General features: G+C 63.4%; 19 protein-coding genes. 14 read left to right on the top strand and 5 right to left on the bottom strand.

Annotation, left to right across the window (positions count from 1 at the left end):
* Positions 1 to 166 precede the first annotated feature (166 nt).
* Positions 167 to 808, top strand: coding sequence for a TetR/AcrR family transcriptional regulator (locus ACVWVY_RS16660; RefSeq protein WP_456627390.1), 642 nt, complete (start codon positions 167 to 169; stop codon positions 806 to 808).
* Positions 809 to 837: 29 nt separating this feature from the next.
* Here ACVWVY_RS16660 and ACVWVY_RS16655 read toward each other — a convergent pair whose 3' ends face one another.
* Positions 838 to 3,099, bottom strand: a complete 2,262-nt coding sequence (locus ACVWVY_RS16655; RefSeq protein ID WP_456627389.1) for a TonB-dependent siderophore receptor — start codon at positions 3,097 to 3,099, stop codon at positions 838 to 840.
* 470 nt (positions 3,100 to 3,569) lie between these two features.
* Between ACVWVY_RS16655 and ACVWVY_RS16650 the strand changes: the two genes are divergently transcribed.
* The 5 genes from ACVWVY_RS16650 (at position 3,570) to ACVWVY_RS16630 (ending at position 8,615) form a co-directional block, all read left to right on the top strand.
* Positions 3,570 to 3,824 carry a PilZ domain-containing protein gene (locus ACVWVY_RS16650; RefSeq protein ID WP_456627388.1) on the top strand — a complete coding sequence of 85 codons (255 nt, stop codon included), beginning with the start codon at positions 3,570 to 3,572 and terminating at the stop codon, positions 3,822 to 3,824.
* A 74-nt stretch (positions 3,825 to 3,898) separates the two neighbouring features.
* The gene (locus ACVWVY_RS16645) at positions 3,899 to 4,243 is read left to right on the top strand and encodes a KTSC domain-containing protein (protein WP_456627387.1); all 345 of its coding nucleotides are present in this window, start codon (positions 3,899 to 3,901) and stop codon (positions 4,241 to 4,243) included.
* A 93-nt stretch (positions 4,244 to 4,336) separates the two neighbouring features.
* Positions 4,337 to 5,011 (top strand): TetR/AcrR family transcriptional regulator, encoded by a 675-nt coding sequence (locus ACVWVY_RS16640; RefSeq protein WP_456627386.1) that lies wholly within the window; start codon positions 4,337 to 4,339, stop codon positions 5,009 to 5,011.
* Positions 5,008 to 7,698, top strand: a complete 2,691-nt coding sequence (locus ACVWVY_RS16635; protein ID WP_456627385.1) for a molybdopterin-dependent oxidoreductase — start codon at positions 5,008 to 5,010, stop codon at positions 7,696 to 7,698. The genes ACVWVY_RS16640 and ACVWVY_RS16635 overlap by 4 nt, the downstream gene beginning before the upstream one ends.
* Positions 7,695 to 8,615: an FAD binding domain-containing protein gene (locus ACVWVY_RS16630; protein WP_456627384.1), complete on the top strand. Its 921-nt coding sequence runs from the start codon at positions 7,695 to 7,697 to the stop codon at positions 8,613 to 8,615. Before ACVWVY_RS16635 ends, ACVWVY_RS16630 begins: the two co-directional genes overlap by 4 nt.
* Positions 8,616 to 8,728: 113 nt before the next feature.
* Here ACVWVY_RS16630 and ACVWVY_RS16625 read toward each other — a convergent pair whose 3' ends face one another.
* On the bottom strand, positions 8,729 to 9,391 hold the full coding sequence (locus ACVWVY_RS16625) for a TetR/AcrR family transcriptional regulator (protein ID WP_456627383.1): 663 nt from the start codon (positions 9,389 to 9,391) through the stop codon (positions 8,729 to 8,731).
* A 183-nt stretch (positions 9,392 to 9,574) separates the two neighbouring features.
* Here ACVWVY_RS16625 and aroQ point away from each other — a divergent pair, with 183 nt between their 5' ends.
* The 6 genes from aroQ (at position 9,575) to ACVWVY_RS16595 (ending at position 14,788) form a co-directional block, all read left to right on the top strand.
* The gene (gene aroQ / locus ACVWVY_RS16620; protein WP_456627382.1) at positions 9,575 to 10,024 is read left to right on the top strand and encodes a type II 3-dehydroquinate dehydratase; all 450 of its coding nucleotides are present in this window, start codon (positions 9,575 to 9,577) and stop codon (positions 10,022 to 10,024) included.
* Positions 10,021 to 10,941 carry a shikimate dehydrogenase gene (locus ACVWVY_RS16615; RefSeq protein ID WP_456627381.1) on the top strand — a complete coding sequence of 307 codons (921 nt, stop codon included), beginning with the start codon at positions 10,021 to 10,023 and terminating at the stop codon, positions 10,939 to 10,941. The genes aroQ and ACVWVY_RS16615 overlap by 4 nt, the downstream gene beginning before the upstream one ends.
* A 161-nt stretch (positions 10,942 to 11,102) precedes the next feature.
* Positions 11,103 to 12,494, top strand: a complete 1,392-nt coding sequence (locus ACVWVY_RS16610; RefSeq protein ID WP_456627380.1) for an MFS transporter — start codon at positions 11,103 to 11,105, stop codon at positions 12,492 to 12,494.
* 103 nt (positions 12,495 to 12,597) lie between these two features.
* Entirely contained in the window at positions 12,598 to 13,323 is a 726-nt protein-coding gene (gene pcaH / locus ACVWVY_RS16605) for a protocatechuate 3,4-dioxygenase subunit beta (RefSeq protein ID WP_456627379.1), read from the top strand.
* A gap of 4 nt (positions 13,324 to 13,327) precedes the next feature.
* The gene (gene pcaG / locus ACVWVY_RS16600) at positions 13,328 to 13,951 is read left to right on the top strand and encodes a protocatechuate 3,4-dioxygenase subunit alpha (protein ID WP_456627378.1); all 624 of its coding nucleotides are present in this window, start codon (positions 13,328 to 13,330) and stop codon (positions 13,949 to 13,951) included.
* 15 nt (positions 13,952 to 13,966) lie between these two features.
* Positions 13,967 to 14,788: a 3-keto-5-aminohexanoate cleavage protein gene (locus ACVWVY_RS16595; protein ID WP_456627377.1), complete on the top strand. Its 822-nt coding sequence runs from the start codon at positions 13,967 to 13,969 to the stop codon at positions 14,786 to 14,788.
* A gap of 81 nt (positions 14,789 to 14,869) precedes the next feature.
* Here ACVWVY_RS16595 and ACVWVY_RS16590 read toward each other — a convergent pair whose 3' ends face one another.
* Together ACVWVY_RS16590 and ACVWVY_RS16585 are read right to left on the bottom strand one after the other, a co-directional pair.
* Positions 14,870 to 16,138, bottom strand: coding sequence for an extensin family protein (locus ACVWVY_RS16590; protein WP_456627376.1), 1,269 nt, complete (start codon positions 16,136 to 16,138; stop codon positions 14,870 to 14,872).
* Positions 16,139 to 16,607: 469 nt separating this feature from the next.
* Positions 16,608 to 17,459 carry a DUF2147 domain-containing protein gene (locus ACVWVY_RS16585; RefSeq protein ID WP_456627375.1) on the bottom strand — a complete coding sequence of 284 codons (852 nt, stop codon included), beginning with the start codon at positions 17,457 to 17,459 and terminating at the stop codon, positions 16,608 to 16,610.
* A gap of 187 nt (positions 17,460 to 17,646) precedes the next feature.
* Between ACVWVY_RS16585 and ACVWVY_RS16580 the strand changes: the two genes are divergently transcribed.
* On the top strand, positions 17,647 to 18,372 hold the full coding sequence (locus tag ACVWVY_RS16580; RefSeq protein ID WP_456627374.1) for a DUF2147 domain-containing protein: 726 nt from the start codon (positions 17,647 to 17,649) through the stop codon (positions 18,370 to 18,372).
* A 444-nt stretch (positions 18,373 to 18,816) separates the two neighbouring features.
* Positions 18,817 to 19,611 (top strand): outer membrane protein, encoded by a 795-nt coding sequence (locus tag ACVWVY_RS16575; protein ID WP_456627373.1) that lies wholly within the window; start codon positions 18,817 to 18,819, stop codon positions 19,609 to 19,611.
* A 272-nt stretch (positions 19,612 to 19,883) separates the two neighbouring features.
* Here ACVWVY_RS16575 and ACVWVY_RS16570 read toward each other — a convergent pair whose 3' ends face one another.
* Positions 19,884 to 20,597: a DNA helicase gene (locus ACVWVY_RS16570; RefSeq protein WP_456627372.1), complete on the bottom strand. Its 714-nt coding sequence runs from the start codon at positions 20,595 to 20,597 to the stop codon at positions 19,884 to 19,886.
* Positions 20,598 to 20,921: the final 324 nt, after the last annotated feature.

The raw sequence follows: 20,921 nt of genomic DNA, 5'->3' as shown, positions 1-20,921 counted from the left end.
TCACGATGCACGTGGGGCCAAAAACAACGGCCGCATCGGGCATCCTCAGTTCAAAATATCATTGACCGAACGGTTCGGTCAAGCTATATTGTATCGCACCGACCATAGCGCGAAAAAGTCGCTCCGCCTTATCTCGGGTTGAATTCTTGCGCGAGAAGATAAACCAATGGTTGCATCCACACCAAACACGATTCATCCCTTTGGCGAGGAAGATAGTTCGAAGCGCCGGCAGATCTTGGACGGTGCGCGAATGGTGTTCATGGATCTGGGCTTTGACGGGGCCAGCATGAACGAGATCGCGCGCGCCGCCGGCGTCTCCAAGGGCACGCTGTACGTCTACTTCGCCGACAAGAGCCGGCTGTTCGAAGCCATCGTCGAGGACGAAGCGCTCGAAAAGGGCAAGATCGCATACAATCTCGATCCCAAACGCGATGTCGAAACCACGCTGCGGGAATTTGGCCAGACCTACATCGGATCGATCTGCCGGCCAGGCGGTGGATCGTCGATCCGCACGGTGATGGCGATCGCCGAGCGGATGCCGGAAGTCGGACGCCAGTTCTACGAAAACGTGCTGGCACAGACGATCAACCGCCTCGCCGACTATCTGCAGGCCCATGTCGGGCCGGACGATCTTGCGATCGACGACTGCGGATTAGCCGCCGCGCAGTTCCTGCAGATGTGCCAGGCGACGCTGTTTCTGCCGTTCGTGTTTCAGGCAGAGCCGGCGCCATCGGCGGAGCGCATCGCGCGCGTGGTTGACAGCGCGACGCGGCTGTTTCTACGGACGTACCGGGCGAAGCCGCAGTAAGATCGGCCTCGCCTTTTCTCGATCACGCACTAAAACCTGTACGTCGCGCTGCCCAGCACGGTGCGGCCGAGGCCGAGGAAGCAGTCGCCGCGCGCCAGACAGGTGGTGACATGACGCTTGTCGGCAAGGTTGCTGGCGTTGACCTGAAACCGCCACGGGCCGGTCTCATAGCGGATCATCGCGTCGAACAGCGTGTAGTCGGGCGTGCGGATGCTGTCGGTGCCGTCCCAGGACTCACCGATATAGCGCACACCCCCGCCGATCGTGACGCCCGGCAGGCCGAGCACGGTGAGGCGGTACTTCGCCCATAGCGAGGCCTGATGATCGGGAACGGTTTCGACGTGCTTGCCGGTGTTGTCGCCGCCTTCCACCATGGCGTTGAGGTAGGAATAGGCGCCGATCAGATCGAGGTCCGGCGTCACGCGGGTAATCACCTCGAGCTCGGCGCCGCGAATCCTTACCTTGCCGGTCTGGACCGAGAACTGGGAGCCGCCGGGATCACTCGCCAGCCGGTTCTTCTCGGTGGTGTCGAAGATCGCGCCGTTGATCGCTGTGCCGGCAAACGGATTGTACTTGAATCCCAGCTCCACCATTTCGCCCTGCTGCGCCTTGCAGATGCCATCGAGGCAGACGCCGGAGCCGAACACCGGCGTGAATGACGTTGCGTAGGAGACGTAAGGCGTCAGGCCGAACGGAAGTTCATACATCAGCCCGGCACGCCCGGTGGTCGCCTCGGTGTTTTCCTCCGGCGACCCAACGACGTTACTGGTGACGTAATCCTGCCGCAGCCCGATTGTGGCCAGCCATGGCCCCAGCCGCATCTGGTCCTGCACATAAAGCCCGAGCTGGGTTTGCCGCAGGTCCGGTTCAGGTGAAAGCGCCGGTGGAGTCACGCCGGTGTAAACCGGTGCGTAGAGATCGAATGGCGTGGAATCGGTGGCGAAGCCGGACTGCGCGCGTTCCCTGAGCACGCGGTAGTCGGCGCCGAACAACAGCTTGTGCGCAACCGGCCCGGTGAGCAATTTCAGCTCGGCATTGCTGTCCGAGGTAAAGCTGTCCTTGACCGTCTCGCGACTCCATATGTCGCGCGCCACCGTGCGCCTGCCGGGATCGATAAACGGGAAACTCGCATCCTTTGGATCGACGAAATGCAGATTCGGATACATCGTTCGGTAGATGCCCTCGACGTGGGCGTAACGCATGTTCTGGCGGATCTTCAGTGCATCACCGAAGCTGTGCTCGAACAGACTCGAGACCGCGCCGGTCTCCGTCTGGTATTTGTCAAAGCCCGGCTCGCCGGCAAAACGCCGCACCGGAATCAGGCCGTTCGGACCAGGATACAGCGTGCCCTCATGCGGCAGGAACGCGGTGGAGGAACCCGTCTTATCCTTCTGGTAGGTGCCGAGCACGGTCCAGTTGGTGTTGTTGGTTGGCCGCCAGGTCAGCGACGGCGCCAGCACGATGCGGTCGTCGGGAACATAATCGGTCTGGGTACCGCTGTCGCGGAATACGCCGATAAAGCGGTACAGCCACTCACCATCCTTGGTCAGCTTGCCGGTCGAATCGAGTTGCACCTGCTTGCGGTTGAAGCTGCCGAACTGCACGCCGATCTCGTTGAAGGCCTCCGCCTGCGGACGTTTTGAAATCAGATTCAGCAGGCCTGCCGTCGATGTGTCGCCATACAGCACCGAAGCGGGACCGCGCAGCACCTCGATGCGCTCCAGCGTGTAGGGCTCGGGCCGCCATTCGTTGAAGGTGAAGGTGTTCACCATGCGGGTGCCGTCGAGATAGACGTTCGGATCCTGCCCGCGAATACGCGGATAATCGCCGCGCGAATCCGGGCCATAGGCGTCGGCAAACACGCCCGGCACGTAGCGCAGCGCTTCCTGCACGGTGAGCGCACCCTGGTCGGTGATGCGGTCGGCGGTGACCACCGTGATCGATTGCGGGATTTCGCGCAGCGGCGTGTCGGTCTTGGTGCCGGTGCCGCTCTGGCCCGCGAGATAACCGCGCACCGGGCCGGTCGCCGTCTCAGTGCGCGCGCCGGCTGCAGCCGCGGCATCAGGCGGCGTCTGTGCGCGTTGGGCTGCGCGACGGCTCGCCGCCGACGCTGCTTGCCGTTGGGGTGCGGGGCGCGAGCGCGCGGCCGGCGGACGTGAGGGCTGGTCGACGACGACTGCCGGCAATTCCCGCGCGGACGATTGCGCTTGCACCGGCGTCACATCGATCACCGCAGCGAACATCGGCAGCGCGGCGCCGAGCCATCCCGCGGTCTTCAAGCATGCATTCATTTCCAGTCCTCATCGCTTTTGCGCGGGACCAGTAACAAGCAGGATTACTGCGATGAAGAGCGCGAGGGATACAACGGCGCGTCAATCACGCGTTTAGAATTAGTATTGCTCCAAGCAGACGACTCGCAGCCGCCGGATGAAATTTAGAATTAGTATTGGTCCAATCGAATGACGTCATGCGAGGACATTGCGAGCCTTGCAACCGCCGTCGCCCTTCACGTCGTACCTCGCTTGTATCCACATGCCGCATCCTCCGCATCAGCGCGAGCGAAGCGCCGACTCGGATGCTAATCGTGTTGTTAAGGCTTCGGTAACCTTGCGGATGCTCTTCCGCCGACACTCGGCGAATATGGGCCATGTTCTCGACACGCGCGCTTGCGCGCCGCACGTGGCAGGGCCTGATCAATCAAGTTGTCCCTGCCCGCAACAAGCATCGCCCCATCGCGTTTGATGGCCGGGAGGTACGCGTCATGTCGCCATTTGGCAAAAAGTCCCGGCCCGCCCGCCGGCGGACCAACCAGCCCGCATGGATGACGGTCGACGGCGGCTTCGCCACACGTCAGTGCATCGTCATCGACATCTCCGAGGGCGGCGCACGGCTCAGGGTCGAGGACCCGCAATTCGTCAAGCCGCAGTTTCAATTGAAGTTCGACCGGACATCGCCCGGCAGGGCCTGCAAGGTCGCCTGGAAAAAGGGCGACGTGATCGGCATCAAGTTCGTGTAATCTGACAGGCGCAGGCGCTTGCCGCCTCCTCGCTGAAGGCCCAGACTCCCAGCATCCTTGTCGGTGCAAACGCCATGACCCGCTTTGCTTTCATCCTCGCGTTGCTCTTCACCGCGCCCTGGGAAGAAGCCGAGATCGTTGACGTGAAGGATCGCGGAGCGGTCGACCTCAAGCCGTTCAACTGTCAGGACATCACCCGGAGCAGCGTCATCAGCCGGGTCTGCTACGACGCCGAAAGCCGCCGCATGCTGGTTCAGCGCCACGCGGTCTACCACCAATATTGCGATCTGCCGAAGGACACGCACGATGCGTTTCTGAACGCGCCCTCGATGGGACGGTTTTTCAAGGCGAACCTTGAAGGCGCCGATGGAAGCGCACCTTACGTCTGCCGGACGCATAAAGTGCCGTTCGATCAGTAACATCGGACCTCACGATTGCCACACGGCATGATTTCCATCCCTGCTCGCGATCCCGTTATTTGACATTTCGTTCCAATTTGTCAAAATCGTCAAATGGGACCGCGTACCCGCATTCTCGATGCCGCGATGCTGGTGTTCCGCCGGCAGGGTTTCCGGCGCTCGTCGATCGAGCAGGCGGCGGAGGCCGCCGGCCTGACGCGGCAGGCGCTCTATCATCATTTCAAATCCAAGGAAGCGCTGTTCCGCGCCGTCATCGAACGGCTGCATGAGGACGCGCTCGCCGCCGAGGTCGCGGCAGCCGCTGCCGCGGAAAAGCAAGGCGGCAGCCTTGCCGATATTCTGGTCGCGTCGGTCAGCGCGAAACTCGGGCAGTTGGCCGCCTCGCTCGACGGCTCGCCCCATGTCGAGGAACTGTTCTCCGAACATCTCCTGCAGGCGCGCGACCTCTACCAGAAATATACGACAGCCTATGCGGAGCAGCTTGCCGCGACCATTGTGCGCGTCTGCCGCAAGCAGGGCCTCGTTCTCAATGCCGGCATGACGCCGCGCGATCTTGCACGCTGTGTCGAGATGGCGGTCAACGGCACCAAATCCGCCTACCCCGCGATGCAGCCGGCGGAGGCCTTCCTGAAAGATCTGGAAATCATGCTGCGCACGCTGGTCGCCGGCGCCGTGCGCCCGGGAGCGAAGCCGCGCGCCGCCACACCGAAGCCTGCGAAGAAAGCAGTCCCTCGAACCACCTCCCGCAAATCAGGAGATCGCAGATGAGCACGATGACGATCAACGGCAAGCTCGCGCCCCTCCCCGACGATCCCGATGCGCTGCTGGTCGACGTCGTGCGCGACGCGCTCGACCTCACCGGGACCAAGCTGGTCTGCGGCGCCGGCGTCTGCGGCGCCTGCACCGTGCTGGTCGACGGCGTACCCGCCGTGAGCTGCCTGATGCCGGCTCGATCAGCCGCAGCCAAGAACGTAACGACGGTCGAAGGCATCGGCGCCACGAGGCTGCACCCGGTGCAGAAAGCCTTCATGGCGCAAGACGCCCTGCAATGCGGCTTCTGCACGCCGGGCTTCATCGTCGAGGCCGCGGCATTTCACGATTTGTGGCGGGCGGCAAAGGGAACGGCCGCGCCGTCGCGCGAGGAAATCGGCGCGGCGCTGTCGGGGCATCTGTGCCGCTGCGGCGCCTATGATGGCATCTTCCGCGCCGTGGCGGACGCCTGCGCCGGCCGCTTCGACGGCGACGACATCCTGCCGCCGCGCATGGAAGCCCGCGACAAGGTGACGGGATCGGCGAAGTATACCGTCGACATCCATCATGACGGCCAGCTCGAAGGCGTGATCCTGCGCTCGCCATTCGCGCATGCGCGTATCAGCGAACTCGATCTGGCGTCGGCGCGCACGATGCCGGGCGTGAATGTGGTGATCTCGCTGCTCGGCGACGACCGCATCGTCCGCTATGTCGGTGAGCCGATTGCCGCCGTCGCGGCCCGCGATCGCAAGACCGCGCTGGCCGCCATCGCCGCCATCAAGCTCGGCAGCGAACGCCTGCCGTCGGCGATCGGGCTCGACGAAGCGCGCAAGGCCGATGCGCCGGTCGTGTTCGAAAAATCCGCGCGCAAGAAGGCCGGTAACGTCTCCGAAGGCGGTGGCTCGCCGGCGCCCTGGAAAGGCAATATCCGCGGACCGTCGGCGGCGTTCTCCAAGAAGCCGAAGAAGGTGCGGAGCTGGGTCGACAGTGCGCGCGCGGCGAACAATCCGATGCTGGTCGAGGCCACCTTCCGCACCGGCACGCAACAGCATGCCTGCCTCGAGCCGCATGCTGCGGTCGCGCGTTTCGATGGCGACCGGCTGACCGTGCATGTTTCGACGCAGTCGGTGTTTCACGTGATGGAGCTGATCGCCAAGCGCTACAAGCTCGGCCACGACAAGGTGCGCGTGATTGCCAATCATGTCGGCGGCGGTTTCGGTTCGAAGGCAGCCCTCGGCGTGGAAACGACCACCGCGATCGAACTGGCGCGCGAAGCCAAGGCGCCGGTCAGGGTAGCCTACGATCGGCACGAGGAGCTTTCGGTGACGGGCTATCGGCCGGCGACGGAAGTAAAAATCGCCCTGCTGCCGTCCGAGCAAGGCGAACTGAAGGCACTTTCGCTGACCGCTTATGCCGACACGGGAGCCGCGACCAATTCGACCATCGCGGCACTTGCCCGCCTGATCTATCCGGCGGAAGCAAAAGAACTCGCCGACTTTGACGTGATCAGCAATTTGCCGGCCGGTGCTCCCTTCCGCGGCCCCGGCGGGCCGCCGATGGCGTTCGCACTGGAACAGGCGATCGACGAAGCAGCGCTGCGCATGAACATCGATCCGATCGCGCTGCGCAAACGCTGGGATCCCGATCCCAACCGGCAACGGCTGTACGATTGGGCCTCAAGCCTGGAGGTCTGGCGCAACCGCAAACCGATCGCCGCGCAGAGCGGCCGTTATCGCCGCGGCGTCGGCGTCGCCACCGGCTACTGGCTTTATCTGTGGCAGCCCGGCTCGAAGGTCGAAGTGGCCGTCAAGGGCGGACGTTTGATTGCCAGCAGCGCGACGCAGGACATCGGCACCGGCACCCGCACCGTGATCGCCAATACGGTCGCGCGCGAATTCGGGCTGGAGCCGCATGAGATCGAGGTCAGGATCGGCGATTCAAAACTGCCGGAAGGGCCGGGCTCGGGCGGCAGCAGGGTCACCGCTTCGGTGGTCCCGCCGATGCTGCTGGCGATCGAGCAGTTGAAGGCGTCGATCCAGCAACACGCAAAGCGGCAACCGCTGCCCGGCTCCAACGCGCCGTGGCGCGAATGGCTCGCGGCCTCACCCGACCTCAGCGTTTCCAGCGTACGGCCGGAAGACAGCAGGCCGACGGCGCCGGGAATCGAGTCGCCGCTCAGGCAGGTGGGGCTCCTGGGCTGGATCTTCGGCTGGATGATGCGGCGCTTCTCCAACCTTGCGATCGGCGCCGGCGTGCCGAGCTCGGTGCAGGTCATCGAGGTCGAAGTCGATACCTGGCTCGGCCATGTCCGCGTCGTCAACGTTCACACCGGTATTGCGATCGGCAAGGTGGTAGCGCCCGCGCTGGCGCACAGCCAGGCGGCCGGCGCCGTCATCCAGGGGATCGGCTACGCGCTCTACGAAGCGCGCGAAGTCGATTCCCGCACCGGCGATGTGCTCAGCGGCGGCATGGAGGACTATCGCATTCCAGGAATCGCGGACACGCCAATGATCGACGTGCATTTCGACCATGGCGGTTTCGACCACGTGCTCGGCGGCAGCGTCGGCATCGGCGAGGTCGCCACCGTGCCGACCTCGCCCGCGGTCGCCAACGCTATACTCAACGCGACCGGCGTTCGCCTCACCGAACTGCCGATCCGTCCCGACCGCCTCGTCGCCGCGCTCAAAGGGAGGGCCGCCGCATGACCCCATCAGCCATGACCGCCACGCAAGCAGGCGAATTCCGCGCTGCCGGCACCGACCTCAGCGAAAGGCGCCGCAGCGGCGTATCGACGGGGCCGCTAATCGATATATCAGCCGCGCCCGACACGATCGGGATGCATTGGGGCGATGACGGGAGTTTGCGCATCGGCGCCTTCACCAGCATTGCCGCCATCGCCGCCGACGCGCGCATCGCCGCGGCGTATCCGGGCATTGCCGCATCCGCGCATGGTCTGGCGACGCCGCAGATCCGCCATCTCGCCACCCTCGGCGGCAACCTCGCGCAACGTTCGCGCTGCTGGTATTTTCGCAATCCGCATATCGCCTGCCTGAAGAAAGGCGGGTCCGACTGTCCGGCGCGATCGGGCAATCATCTCTATCACGTGGCGTTTGATCTCGGCCCCTGCGTGGCGCCGCATCCTTCCACCATGGCGGCGGCGCTGCTGGCCTATGAAGCGAAGGTGACGACCGACCGCAGGAGTTCGCTGACGATCGGCGATCTCCTCGGCGACGGCTCCAACGGCAGCGCCGACAACGCACTGCAGCCGGGCGAGATGATCAGGAGCGTCACACTTGCTTCCCCGCTGCCGGGCGAGCGCGCGCTGTACAAGCGCGCGATCAGCCGCACCCATGCGGAATGGCCGCTGGTCGAGATCTGCGCACGCGCCGTGATCAAGGACGGCACGTTCCAGTTCGTCCGCCTTGCCGCCGGCGGCATCGCGCCGGTGCCGCTGCGGCTCGCCGCCGCGGAAGCGGCATTGCAGGGCAAGCCGGCCAATATAGCCGCGATTGCCGTTGCCACGGAACGCGCGACATCCGGTGCAAAGCCGCTACCGATGACAGGATACAAGCTCGATCTGCTGAAGGGCGTCGTGCAGGATCTGCTGGAGCGGCTGGCGTGACGAGAAGCGTGGGACGGATCAGCGAAAGCTAATCTGTCGCCTTTATCTGCATCGATCACGAACCTGATCGGGATGTCGGGACCTTGGCGCCCTTACGTCCGGTCAGATTGCACTCATGCGGCCGCGCCCTCAGGCCTCGGCTCCAGCGCGCGCAGCACCGCCTCGATGATCAACTGCTTGTGGCGGTCGCGCAGCTCCGGCTCCGACAGGTCGCAATTGAACAGCAGGCCGAAGGTGCGGCGGTTCGAGACGCGGAAGAAGCAAAAGGCGCTGATCAGCATGTGGACGTCGAGCGCGCTGATGTCGCGGCGAAAGATGCCGCTCTGCTGCCCCTTCGAGATGACGGCGGTCATGATCTCGATGACGCCCTGATTGACGCCGTGGATAGGCTCGGAGCGCGCCATGTGCGCGCCATTATGGATATTCTCGATGCTCACCAGGCGGCTGAAGCCGGGATTGGCCTCGTGATAGTCGAAGGTGAATTCCACCAGGCGGCGGATCGCTTCGACCGGCTGCAGGACGAGCAGATCGAGGCCCATCTCAGCCGTGCGGATGCCGGCATAGGCCTGCTCAAGTACGGCAAGGTACAGCCCCTCCTTGCTGCCGAAATAGTAATAGATCATCCGCTTGACCGTTGCGGTCCGCGCGGCGATGGCCTCGACGCGCGCTCCCGCAAGCCCGTGCTCGACGAACTCGTGCGTCGCGGCGTCCAGGATCTCCTGACGGGTGCGTTCCCTGTCGAACCTGCCGCGCTTGCCGTCTTCCAGAGCCGTCATGGTGCCTCCCAAGCACGGCAGACATAACACACATGGACTGAACGGATAGCCCATCCGAGGCGGGCGAGTCCCGCCGTTAACTTTCTATTGACATGGACTGTCTGGTTAGTCCATAGTGGCTCCAACAAACGGCCGCCGACGGAACAGGACGGCCAAAGGGCGGAATAAAGCAGGGAGGATGACGTGACGCAGCCCGTCTACGTATTGAACGGCCCCAACCTCAATCTCCTTGGCAAGCGCCAGCCTGAGATCTATGGCCGCGAGACCCTGGCCGACGTGGAAGCTGCCTGCCGCAAGGTCGGTGCCGGGCTCGGCCTCGACATCCGCTTTCACCAAAGCAACCGCGAATACGAGATCATCGACTGGATCCACGAGGCGCGCGAAACCGCCGCGGGCATCGTCATCAACCCGGCCGCCTTCACCCACACCTCCGTCGCCATTCTCGACGCGCTGAAGACGTTCGAAGGCCCCATCATCGAAGTACACATCTCGAACGTGCACCAGCGCGAAGCGTTCCGGCATCACTCCTACGTCTCGCTCGCCGCCACCGGCGTCATCGCCGGACTAGGCACACAGGGCTACGCCCTCGCCTTGCAGCGGATCGCGCAACTGATCGGGAGCGCACGGTCGTGAAGCCGAGCTTCCTCTGCGGTCTGATCGGCAGCGGCATCCAGTCCTCGCGGACGCCGCCGATGCATGAGCGGGAAGGCGACGAGCAGGGCTTTCGCCTTCTCTACCAGAAGATCGATCTCGCCAAGCTCGGCCTCGGTGCCGAGGCCTTGCCCGAACTGCTCAGCGCCGCCGAGCGCATGGGTTTTGCCGGGCTCAACATCACACATCCCTGCAAGCAGGCGGTGATCCCGCTGCTCGACGCGCTCTCACCCGATGCGGAGGCGCTCGGCGCCGTCAACACCGTGGTGCTGCGCGACGGCAAGCGGATCGGTCACAACACCGACTGGTGGGGCTTTGCGGAGAATTTCCGCCGCAGCATGGCCGATGCGCCGCGTCGCCACGTGGTGCAGTTTGGCGCCGGCGGTGCCGGGTCAGCCGTGGCCTACGCGCTGATGACATCAGGCGTCGAGAATCTCATCGTGGTCGACGTGAACCGCTCGCGCGCCGAGCAAATCGCGGCCAGTCTCTGCGCCCGGTTCGGCGCAAATCGCGTGAAAGCCGGCACCGAAGACGCGGTCGCGACGGCGGATGGCGTGGTCAACACCACGCCACTCGGCATGGACAAATATCCGGGCATGCCGCTGCGCGCCGATCACCTGCGCGCCGACCTCTGGGTTTCGGAGATCGTCTATTTCCCGATCGAGACCGCGCTGCTGCGCGCCGCGCGCGCCGCCGGCTGCCGCACGCTCGACGGCGGCGGCATGGCGGTATTCCAGGCCGTCAAGGCCTTCGAGCTGTTCACCGGCACGACGCCGGACGCTGAACGCATGTTGCGCCACTTCGCAGCCTTGGGGCAGCCGCGCAACCAGCTGCATGCACCGATCGAAAACATCGGCAGCACAAGACCCGAGCATTCAGGGGCTGATCCTCGCGCGTGAATGCACTGCAAGGAGAAGACCTTGTCTGCGACGCCTTACAACTCGGCTGCACCTCCCCTCCTTACCCAAGCCGGGAAGAAACCGAACAGGCCGCTACCACCGGTCTGTTCATCACAGGTGAGGAGAGCAATAGCAACGAAACCCTATTGGAGGATTCCGAAATGAGTTCATCGGCTATCTCGCACCGACAAGACCAGTCGCGCAAAGCGGCCGCCAGCGGCTGGATCGGATCGGCGCTGGAGTACTATGACTTCTTCATCTATGCCACGGCGGCATCGCTGATCTTTCCGCAGCTGTTCTTTCCGTCGGGCAATCCGACGGTCGCCATCGTCGCCTCGCTCGCAACCTACGGCGTGGGCTATGTTGCCCGGCCCATCGGCGCCTTCGTTCTCGGTCACTGGGGCGACACCCACGGCCGCAAGAACGTGCTGATCGTCTGCATGTTCCTGATGGGCATCTCGACCATGGCCGTCGGACTGCTCCCGACCTATCAGCAGGTCGGCATGCTGGCACCGATACTTCTGGTCATCCTGCGCCTCATCCAGGGGTTCGCCGTCGCCGGCGAGATCTCCGGTGCGAGTTCGATGATCCTCGAACATGCCCCGTTCGGCCGGCGCGGCTTCTATGCCAGCTTCACGCTGCAAGGTGTCCAGGCCGGGCAGATCCTCGCCGCAGCCGTCTTCCTGCCGCTCGCCGCATACATGCCGAACGAGGCCTTCAACAGCTGGGGCTGGAGAATTCCCTTCCTGCTCAGCTTCGTCGTCATCGTCGCCGGCTACATCATCCGCCGCGAAGTCGAGGAGACGCCTGCGTTTGCGAACGAAGACAAGCAGGGCAACGTTCCCAAGGCGCCGATTATCCAGGCTTTCCAGTTGAACTGGAAGGACATGCTGCGGGTCGTGTGCATGGCGCTGATGAACGTCATTCCCGTCGTCGCGACCATCTTCGGCGCGGCCTATGCGGTGCAGCCGGCTTACGGCATCGGCTTTGAAAAGGACGTCTATCTCTGGATCCCGGTGCTGGGGAACATGCTTGCCGTGTTCGTCATCCCGATCATCGGCAATCTGTCCGACAAGGTGGGACGCAAGCCTCCGATCATCATCGGCGCCTTGACCTCGGGGTTGCTCGCGTTCGCCTACCTCTACGCGATCAGCATTCACAATGTGGGGCTCGCGATCTTCACCTCGCTCCTGATGTGGGGCGTGGTCTATCAGGGCTACAACGCGATCTTTCCGAGCTTCTATCCGGAGCTGTTCCCGACACGGACACGGGTCTCCGCGATGGCGATCTCCCAGAACGTCGGAACCACGATCACGGCACTGCTCCCGGCCCTGTTCGCCATTGTCGCACCTCCCGGATCGAGCAATATCCCGCTGACGGTCGGCGCGATCGCTTTCGGCATCACCGTGATTGCGGCCCTGGCCGCGCTGACGGCGCGCGAAACGTTCCGCGTCAACTTGAACGACCTCGGCAATCCGACGGCGATCCCGATGCCGAAGCCGGACTACGACCAGTTGCGCGCCAAATCCATCGGTGGCGTCGCGGCAGCCTAGTCCGCGCGAAGCGTGCCTGCGCTGGAAATGACGTCGCCATTGATCCACCGGACAATGGCGACGTCCCCGACATCCGACCGGCAACCTCCATGGGAAGGCCAATATGCCCGCTGAATTCGAATTTCATCAACGCAACCGCGACATTCACCCGCCGGCATTGACCCCGGACTACAAGACCAGCGTGCTGCGCTCGCCGCGCATTCCGCTGTGGTCGCTGCAGAACTCGCTCTCCGAGGTGACCGGTCCCCGATTCACGCCGAACGAACTTGGCGCGCTCGATCACGACCTCCTGCTGAACTACGCCAAGGACGGCGAGCCTATCGGCGAGCGCACGATCGTCCACGGCCACGTGCTGGACGAGAACGGCCGGCCGGTGCCGGGCACGCTGGTGGAGATATGGCAAGCCAATGCCGGTGGCCGCTACCGCCACCGCAACGACACCTATCTGGCCCCGATCGATCCGAACTTCGGCGGCTGCGGCCGGGCGCTGACCGACGAACACGGCTACTACGCATTCCGCACCGTCAAGCCGGGCGCCTATCCGTTCCGCAATCGGGTGAACTCCTGGCGGCCCGCTCACATTCACTTCTCGTTGTTCGGATCAGGATTTGCGCAGCGCCTCATTACCCAGATGTATTTCGAGGGCGACCCGCTGATCCCGCACGACCAGATCTTCGGGACGATCCCGGACCGGAGCGCGGCCGAGCAGTTGATCGCAAAACTCGACCTCAACGCCGCGGTGCCGCTCGACAGCCTGGCCTACCGCTTCGACATCGTGCTGCGCGGCCGGCGCCAGACCTTGTTCGAGAACAAGCTGCAGGGGAGCTGACGCCATGCCTGTCACATTTCTCGGCGAAACGCCGTCACAGACCGCCGGACCCTATGTCCATATCGGCCTCATTCCGCGGCAAGCCGGCTTCGACATTTTCGCTCAGGATTTCAGCAACATCCTCGTCGGACCGGAGACCAGGGGCGAGCGCATCCGTATCGAAGGGTGCATCTTCGACGGCAGCGGGCTTCCGACCAAGGACGTCCTGGTCGAGATCTGGCAGGCGAATGCGGCGGGCAAGTACAGCCATCCCGCCGACCTGCAAGACAAGCCGCTCGATCCGCACTTCCGCGGCTGGGGCCGGACCGGAACGAATTTCACAACGGGCGCTTATGGCTTCGAGACCGTCAAGCCCGGCCCGGTCGCCGGCCGCAAGGGTCGCAAGATGATGGCACCGCACGTCAACTTCTGGATCGCCGCCCGCGGCATCAATATCGGACTGTCCACCCGCATGTATTTTGCGGACGAGGCGGAGGCCAATGCGGCCGATCCCGTTCTCAACATCATCGAGCAGCCACCGCGCCGGCAGACGCTGATCGCGCCCCGCACAGAGCGGGACGGAGAAATCGTCTATACGTTCGACATCCACCTGCAGGGAGATCGCGAGACGGTCTTCTTCGACATCTGACAGAAGGATCCATTCATGACCCCCGCCGTCATCGCCGTCGCCATCACCGGCTCGGTACCCCGAAAGAAGGACAACCCCGCTCTGCCGACAACGCCGGCCGAGCAGATCGAATCCACCCACGCGGCGTTTGAGGCCGGCGCGAGCCTCGTGCATATCCATGTGCGCAACGCCGACGAGAGCCCGTCGTCCGACCCGGCGCTGTTTGCGCAGGTGCAGGAGGGCGTGCGCAAGCACTGCCCGGGCATGATCGTGCAGTTCTCGACCGGCGGCCGCGGCCGCGACCAGGCTGCGCGCGGCAGCTCGCTCTATCTCAAGCCGGACATGGCGTCGCTGTCCACGGGATCGGTAAACTTCCCCACCATCGTCTATGAGAATTCCGCAGCACTCGTCATCGACCTTGCGACCAAGATGCTGGACAACCGCATCCTGCCGGAGATCGAGATCTTCGATCTCTCGCATATCCATGGCGCCCGCCGCCTGGTCGACGCCGGCCTGATGAATGCGCGGCCGCATGTGCAGTTCGTGATGGGCGTGAAGAATGCCATGCCCGCCGACGAGCACCTGCTCGACATCATGCTGAACGAGCTGCGTCGCATCCTGCCCAGCGCGACCTGGACCGCCGCCGGCATCGGCATCAATCAGGCCCGCGTGATGGAATGGGTGCTGGCCCGCGGCGGCGACGGCGTGCGCACCGGCCTCGAGGACAACATCCGCATCAGCAAGGACCGCCTCGCATCCAGCAATGCCGAACTGGTCAGGCTGGCCGCCGAAACGCTGGCGCGCCACGGCAGGCGCCCGGCGACGGCGGAGGAGGCACGCAAGATGCTGGGTCTCTAGACCTCGTCATGGCGTGCAGGATCGTAACGCCTGATACTGGCCTTGCCTGGGAGTGAAAGCTGCGTCGACGGCAGCGCTCGCTCAATGATCCTCGAACTCGTCTTCCTCGTTGACCTTGCTGTTGCCCCTGAACCAGCGCGACACCGACTTCTTGCTGCTGAGCGATCCTGTCGAATAGGGATCGCGTGACGCATACGGATTGCGCTGCCCGGCGCGCGCGGCGACCTGGTCGCCGGACACGGCGGCGGGCTGGCAGATGGTGCGGCGGGAGGCGCGGCGCATCAGGTCGACGTGGATGTGATCCTCGTGATGGGAGTTGGAGCCCGGCGCCAGCACGGTGTTGAACTGCTGGCAGGCGGTCGCCTGCACGTCGCGCAGAAAGCCCTGCTCTTCCGGCATGCCGCGCCAGCCGCCCTTGACCGTGATGCGGCGGCCGTCGGCGAGCGTGAAGGCCGCGATGTCGAGCGCATTACCGAACGCATGCTCGGAAATATGTGCGTGCGGATTGCCGTTCATGCCGCGGCAGGAATAGGCCGATATCTGCTTGATCTCGACGACGCGCACGCCGAACCAGCGCATCGCCGCCGGCTGCACGGAATCGCTGAGCCAGCGGTCGAGCGCCGAGACGATCGGGCACGCCAGCGTCGCCGCCGGCTTCATCGAGACCTGCCCGAGGGCGCCGACGGAATTGCCCGGCGCGGGCCCGAGCCGCGGCACAGCCGGCGTTGCCGGCGGAGGCGAATAGGATGGCTGCGGATACGGCGCAGATGAAGACGCCGGGTAACGGCCGCGCGGCGGATAGGACGGTCCGGCCATATAGCTGCCGCCACGCGATTGCGGGGCGCCTTCGGGCGGCAGATCGACGTCATCCTCCTGCGGGCCGATGCCCGGCGCGGACAGCGAGATCGGGCCGTTCGACGGCGCGGCATGGTTCGGCTGGCGCGGCGCCGGATTCGGATAGCTCCCCGAAGAGCTTCCCTGATAATTTCCTTGATAGTTTCCTTGAAGGGGCGGAGCTGCCGCCGGCGCGCGCGTAATCGGCCAGCGCGGCTGATTGCCGATACTTCCGGGCGGCCGAAGGCTTTCGTCGGCAAATCCGAAGCTGGAGATGTTTTCGCCGAGCGCCGCCACCTTCAGCGGATATTCCGCACCGCACACGCCGGGACCGGAAATCGGGTCGATCCGGACCAGTTCCGCGCTCTCCTTGACCGCGCCGGACTTCAGGCAAGCGACTTCTGCCTCGGCACGCCACGGTTCGCGCTCGGCGGACTGAAAAAATCCGCGGCCACAACCCGCTAGCGAGACGAGGACGAAGGAGCCGACGAGATACAAACGAACTCCGTGCGTCATCCCCCGCACGTTCAACGAATTTATTTAAGGACTCTTCAACATATTGATTTTACGAAATTTTTACCATGTTTCCGGGGGCCGCGGCCTGTGAAGAACCGTGGATGGACAGCAACTCTGACTTTTTAGGCCGGGAACGCTTTGTTAGCCTTAAGTGTTATGTGCGGGCACGACGTGAACCTAGGGAGTTACCCCCAATGGATTTCGTAAGTCCTCTCGTCAGCAGACTGAGCATTGTAACCGCGTATGTTGCATTCGCTTTCGTCGCCGCGATTGTGCTCGGCGTGTTCTAGACTTCCTATTCAGAGATGGACCTGAATGCCCGGTGACGGTGTCACCGGGCATTTTCGTGAGCGCACATAGCGTTTTCGAGCGAAGCATGCTCCTCGGACTTGATCCGTGCGTGGAGCCCGTTCACGTAAAACAAAACGCGTCAAAACAACAAGCTGGAGCCCGGTTCTGATGCGAGGCTCTACGAGCGCATCTCGGCGGATACCTGCCGCGACGTCACCAGGCTGTCGGCGCGGCGCGTGATGCGGCTCCAATTGTTGCCGGAGCAATAGAAGCGGCCAACCGCGCAGGCTTCGACGCGAAGCGTGTTGATCGCCTTCATCGACATCGTGCCGTAATACGTCTCACCGCTTTCCTGGCTGTAGACGCCGCCGGTCCATTGCCTTTCCGTCTTCGGCTTCATGTTGATCAGGATCGCTTCGCCCTTCTCGTTCGACGAACCGAGCACGAAGCCGCACAGCGCATTGCCGCATTTTGCGATCCGCACCGTTCCCTTGCCTTCAGTCTGCCAGTCGCCAACCGGCGAATCCGGCGGCTCGTCCAAGGCCTGATGCGAGACGCGCTCGACCTGCGGCGCAGGCCGCGCGGTCTCGACCGGTTTCTCGACTGGCGGAGACGGCGCTGGAATCGAAATCTCATGAACCGGCGGCGGTGCAGGCGGCGCAGGTGGTGGAGGCGCAGCGACGATCTGGCCCCTCGATGCCGCCGTCGTGTAAGTGGCTGGCGGCGGCGCGGCAACGATGGTCTTGGCCGGCGCCGTGATCGCCGGCGGAGCGGGCGGCGAGATCGTCTGCGGCGCTGATGGCGCAGGCTTTGCCGGCACAGCCATGTCGCGGTCGTCGTTATGGCGGTCGCGCCTGTGGCGCCAGTTGAGCCTTCTGGAGATCGACATCGAGGCGCATGAAACCGAACGGCAATGCCTGGAGGATTCGATGTGCACCCGATGGCTGCCGACCTTGAATGAAATCGAGCGGCCCGCATAGGCCGAAGAACTGAGCGCCATCAGCACGGCGAGAAAACAAAGTCGTTTCATTGGAGCCTCCCCGCTGGTGATGCGGAAAACTAATCGCGGGGAAGCTCGGCTGAATGTGATTTGAATCACCGAGCCGCGCCGCGCTCCCGGGAATCTTGTGACGTGCATCACAGAACGTGTCCCTCACGCCGCGTACGGTCCGCCCATGTTCACCGCCACGCGCTCACCAGCCGCTCAGGAGCCTGTCATGAAGAAGCTCTACATCCTCGCCGCATTGCTGATGGCCACCACCTCGGCGCATGCCGGCGGAATTACCCTCCAGATCAACGGCGAGCGCGTTCGTGTTGAGGCGCCGCGCAACTGCAGCGGCATTTCCTGCATCAAGATCACCTCCCCCGGCTATACCGGCACGCTCGGCAATATCGATCTCAAGGGCATGGGCAAGCGCAAGGGCGACGATGACGTCGTGACGACCGCACCGGCGGCACCGCCAGCACCCGCTCCGGCCCAGGCCACTGCGCCGCAGCCCCCCGCTCCCGCCGCGACTGCGGTGACGCCTGCGCCCGCTCAAACAACCGTTGCGGCGCGAACCGAAGCTGCGCCGCCCGCTCCGCCGCCAGCGCCGATCGCCGCCGCGCCTGCACCCGCGCCGCAACCGGCGCCGGTGGCCGCAGCCGCTGCGTCCGACCCGAACTCGCCGGTCGGCATCTGGGCGACGGAAGAGAACAAGGGCAACGTTCGCATCGAGGAATGCGGCGCCAATCTGTGCGGCTATTCCGTCAACACCGGCGCAAGAATCCTGATCAACATGAAGCCCCAAGGCAGCAAGTGGACCGGCCGGATCCATGATCCCGACAGCGGCCGCAATTACGACTCCACGATCGCGCTGAAGAGCACCGATACGCTCAAGGTCCAGGGCTGCGCCTTCGGCGGCATGTTCTGCGGCGGCCAGACCTGGAAGCGCGCGGGCTGACGATTTCTCCCCGAGACTTGAGGCCCTGTGGTTCGCCACAGGGCCTTCTTTATGCGCATCGTCAAATTACCGGGGTGGATCCGCCTAGTAGGTCGTATGCCCATAAACCCGCCGGCATGATGCATCGAAGTTGATGTCCGCATTGTTCCCCTAGAGCGACCCGGTTGCTGCACAGCGGCGAAATGACGTGATGTGCCACTTCCGGACTCACGCACCTCTTTGCCCCTATTTCAGAAAGGTCAGCACGCTTGCCCCATTGGCAACTTTGCGTTTTCCAGCTGTACTTAAAAACCGGTAGTTGCATTTTGGGCACGGGATTTCAGGGCCTAACCGTCTACCATTCAGACTGGAATCAAGCGCGGTTGGCCGGAACGAACTCACAGGCGGTCGCGAGCGCATTTATCGTTTCAGATAAATCAGAAGCGACGGAGATGGAGAAATATCATGAAGAAGTTTCTGGTGTATACGGCTGGTCTAATAGCATTAAGCGTAGCTGCTCCCGCGTCGGCCGCTGATCTGGCTGCACGTCCCTACACCAAGGCGCCACCTTCGATGGTGGCTGCGATCTACGACTGGAGCGGCTTCTACGTCGGTGCCAACGGCGGTTGGGGATCGAGCCACAAGTGCTGGGATATTACGAACTTCCCCGGGGCAACTGTCGTGCCGATCTTCCGTGAAGGTTGCCACGATGCGACCGGCGGAGTGTTTGGCGGTCAGATCGGTTACCGTTGGCAGAGCGCCGGTTGGGTGTTCGGTCTCGAAGCGCAGGGCGACTGGGCTGATTTGAAGGGATCTAATGTTAGCGGTTTCATTCCTACCTGGACTAACAATTCCAAGATTGAAGCGTTCGGCCTGTTCACCGGCCAGGTCGGGTATGCCTGGAACAATGTTCTTTGGTATGTGAAGGGCGGCGCCGCCGTGACCGACGACAAATACCGAGGTACGGTGACCGCCACGGGCGCGCTGTTCGATTCAGCGAGTGAAACACGCTGGGGTGGCGTCGTCGGAACGGGCATCGAATTCGGGTTTGCACCGAATTGGTCGGTTGCGGTCGAGTACGATCACCTGTTCATGGGCAACCATAGTCACAGCTTCACGTCGACAGGTGTTTTGGGTGCCGCTGTCATACCGGTCGGCGGCGTATTCCGTACTGACTCTATCCGCCAAGATGTGGACCTCATCACCGCTCGCATCAACTACCGCTTCAACTTGGGCGGTCCGGTCGTCGGAAGGTACTGATTTTCTCGAAATCCCGGGAACTCAAGCCCCGGCATCGCCGGGGCTTTTTGTACTGGCGGAATGATTCATCGCGCGGATGTCGCAGTTGGGTCAATCGCTACAGGGTGTTTGCCCCGGGCCGCAGACAAAGTCTGCTTTGGCCCGAAGACCGACCCGATTCCAATGCCTAACCCGCTGACGCATGCTTCTTGTGCTCGGCAACTCAGCCGAGGAGTATGGCCATGCAGCTTGCGTCAATACGACTATGGCTTTCGCGCTAATGGGTCCGCGGCCTAGCTTGCCGCCCGGAACTGAACCTCACCGTTGTTCAGGAAACATGTCTTGGTGAAGAGGCTCAGATCCAGCGGATTCGGCAATCTGACATCTTCCAGATCGGGGCATGGTTTCTTCGATGGATCGTACGTGCGGGCAATCTGGGAGATGAAGACGAAGATCAGCCCGCGATCGCGTGCGAACGACTGCAGGGTGCGAACCTGAACCATCAATTCCGGATTCTCACGCTTCTGGTCGAGCAGTTGCAGATAGTCCACGACCACCAGGGTGCCGCGAGGCGCGCCTGCCAGCCGCTTGACGATGTAATCCGAGCTCATCTCGTCGGAGCTGTCGAATTCAAACAGACCGGCAAAATCCTCCCGCGCCACGCCGATGGCCCGGAAACGATCCAGCATATCTTTTTCGGTGTACTCCAGCGTGAAGAACACGCCTCGACAGCCTGATTTCATGGCCTGCACGGCGAGTTCGAGACTCATCAGGGTTTTGCCCTGGCCCGGGCGCGCACCCACCAGCACCAGGTCGCCGGGCGCCAGCCGCGCAAACAGTTTTGCGGCAGGCGCGGTTGCGGTCATTTTGGCCGCAAGCAAACTCCAGGCGCCAAAACCCTCTTGCCTGGCAACGCGGTCGAGCGCCTCGTGCAGCGGGATATTTTCTGCACGGGATAGAAGTTTGGCCTTACGCTTCAAGTGATAAAGGGGCGCAGACAGCTTCATCGAAAGAACCTCCTATTGCGAGCAATGATCGCAACCCCTCCTTATGCTTGATGCTCGAACAGTTGGTTCGATGGTCGAAATGGCCCCGCATGAAAGATGCTGTCCCGACGGAGGGGGGAGGCATGGGCCGCGCCAGAATCAGATCATAGCAAATCCCTGCTGAAGCGACATTGACGACCGTCGGCGCCGGTGAAAAAAAAGTTGCGGAAAAGGCGATGCAAAGCGTCTTGCGAAAGAAAAGACCGCGATCTGGCGTCCAAACTCGGTCGGCTCTGTCGCCAACCTCCTTTCGCGCGGGCAAGCTGAAGCGGTATAAAGCTTGGA

Source organism: Bradyrhizobium sp. URHC0002 (assembly GCF_054059515.1).
Note: the sequence above shows the minus strand (reverse complement) of the source record. Positions and strands in the feature narration are given on the sequence as shown.

Bases quoted from the DNA above. Each gene is read 5' to 3' on its own strand.
- ACVWVY_RS16660 (WP_456627390.1), top strand. From the start codon at position 167: ATGGTTGCATCCACACCAAACACGATTCATCCCTTTGGCGAGGAAGAT.
- ACVWVY_RS16655 (WP_456627389.1), bottom strand. From the start codon at position 3,099: ATGAATGCATGCTTGAAGACCGCGGGATGGCTCGGCGCCGCGCTGCCG.
- ACVWVY_RS16650 (WP_456627388.1), top strand. From the start codon at position 3,570: ATGTCGCCATTTGGCAAAAAGTCCCGGCCCGCCCGCCGGCGGACCAAC.
- ACVWVY_RS16645 (WP_456627387.1), top strand. From the start codon at position 3,899: ATGACCCGCTTTGCTTTCATCCTCGCGTTGCTCTTCACCGCGCCCTGG.
- ACVWVY_RS16640 (WP_456627386.1), top strand. From the start codon at position 4,337: ATGGGACCGCGTACCCGCATTCTCGATGCCGCGATGCTGGTGTTCCGC.
- ACVWVY_RS16635 (WP_456627385.1), top strand. From the start codon at position 5,008: ATGAGCACGATGACGATCAACGGCAAGCTCGCGCCCCTCCCCGACGAT.
- ACVWVY_RS16630 (WP_456627384.1), top strand. From the start codon at position 7,695: ATGACCCCATCAGCCATGACCGCCACGCAAGCAGGCGAATTCCGCGCT.
- ACVWVY_RS16625 (WP_456627383.1), bottom strand. From the start codon at position 9,391: ATGACGGCTCTGGAAGACGGCAAGCGCGGCAGGTTCGACAGGGAACGC.
- ACVWVY_RS16610 (WP_456627380.1), top strand. From the start codon at position 11,103: ATGAGTTCATCGGCTATCTCGCACCGACAAGACCAGTCGCGCAAAGCG.
- pcaH (WP_456627379.1), top strand. From the start codon at position 12,598: ATGCCCGCTGAATTCGAATTTCATCAACGCAACCGCGACATTCACCCG.
- pcaG (WP_456627378.1), top strand. From the start codon at position 13,328: ATGCCTGTCACATTTCTCGGCGAAACGCCGTCACAGACCGCCGGACCC.
- ACVWVY_RS16595 (WP_456627377.1), top strand. From the start codon at position 13,967: ATGACCCCCGCCGTCATCGCCGTCGCCATCACCGGCTCGGTACCCCGA.
- ACVWVY_RS16590 (WP_456627376.1), bottom strand. From the start codon at position 16,138: ATGACGCACGGAGTTCGTTTGTATCTCGTCGGCTCCTTCGTCCTCGTC.
- ACVWVY_RS16585 (WP_456627375.1), bottom strand. From the start codon at position 17,459: ATGAAACGACTTTGTTTTCTCGCCGTGCTGATGGCGCTCAGTTCTTCG.
- ACVWVY_RS16580 (WP_456627374.1), top strand. From the start codon at position 17,647: ATGAAGAAGCTCTACATCCTCGCCGCATTGCTGATGGCCACCACCTCG.
- ACVWVY_RS16575 (WP_456627373.1), top strand. From the start codon at position 18,817: ATGAAGAAGTTTCTGGTGTATACGGCTGGTCTAATAGCATTAAGCGTA.
- ACVWVY_RS16570 (WP_456627372.1), bottom strand. From the start codon at position 20,597: ATGAAGCTGTCTGCGCCCCTTTATCACTTGAAGCGTAAGGCCAAACTT.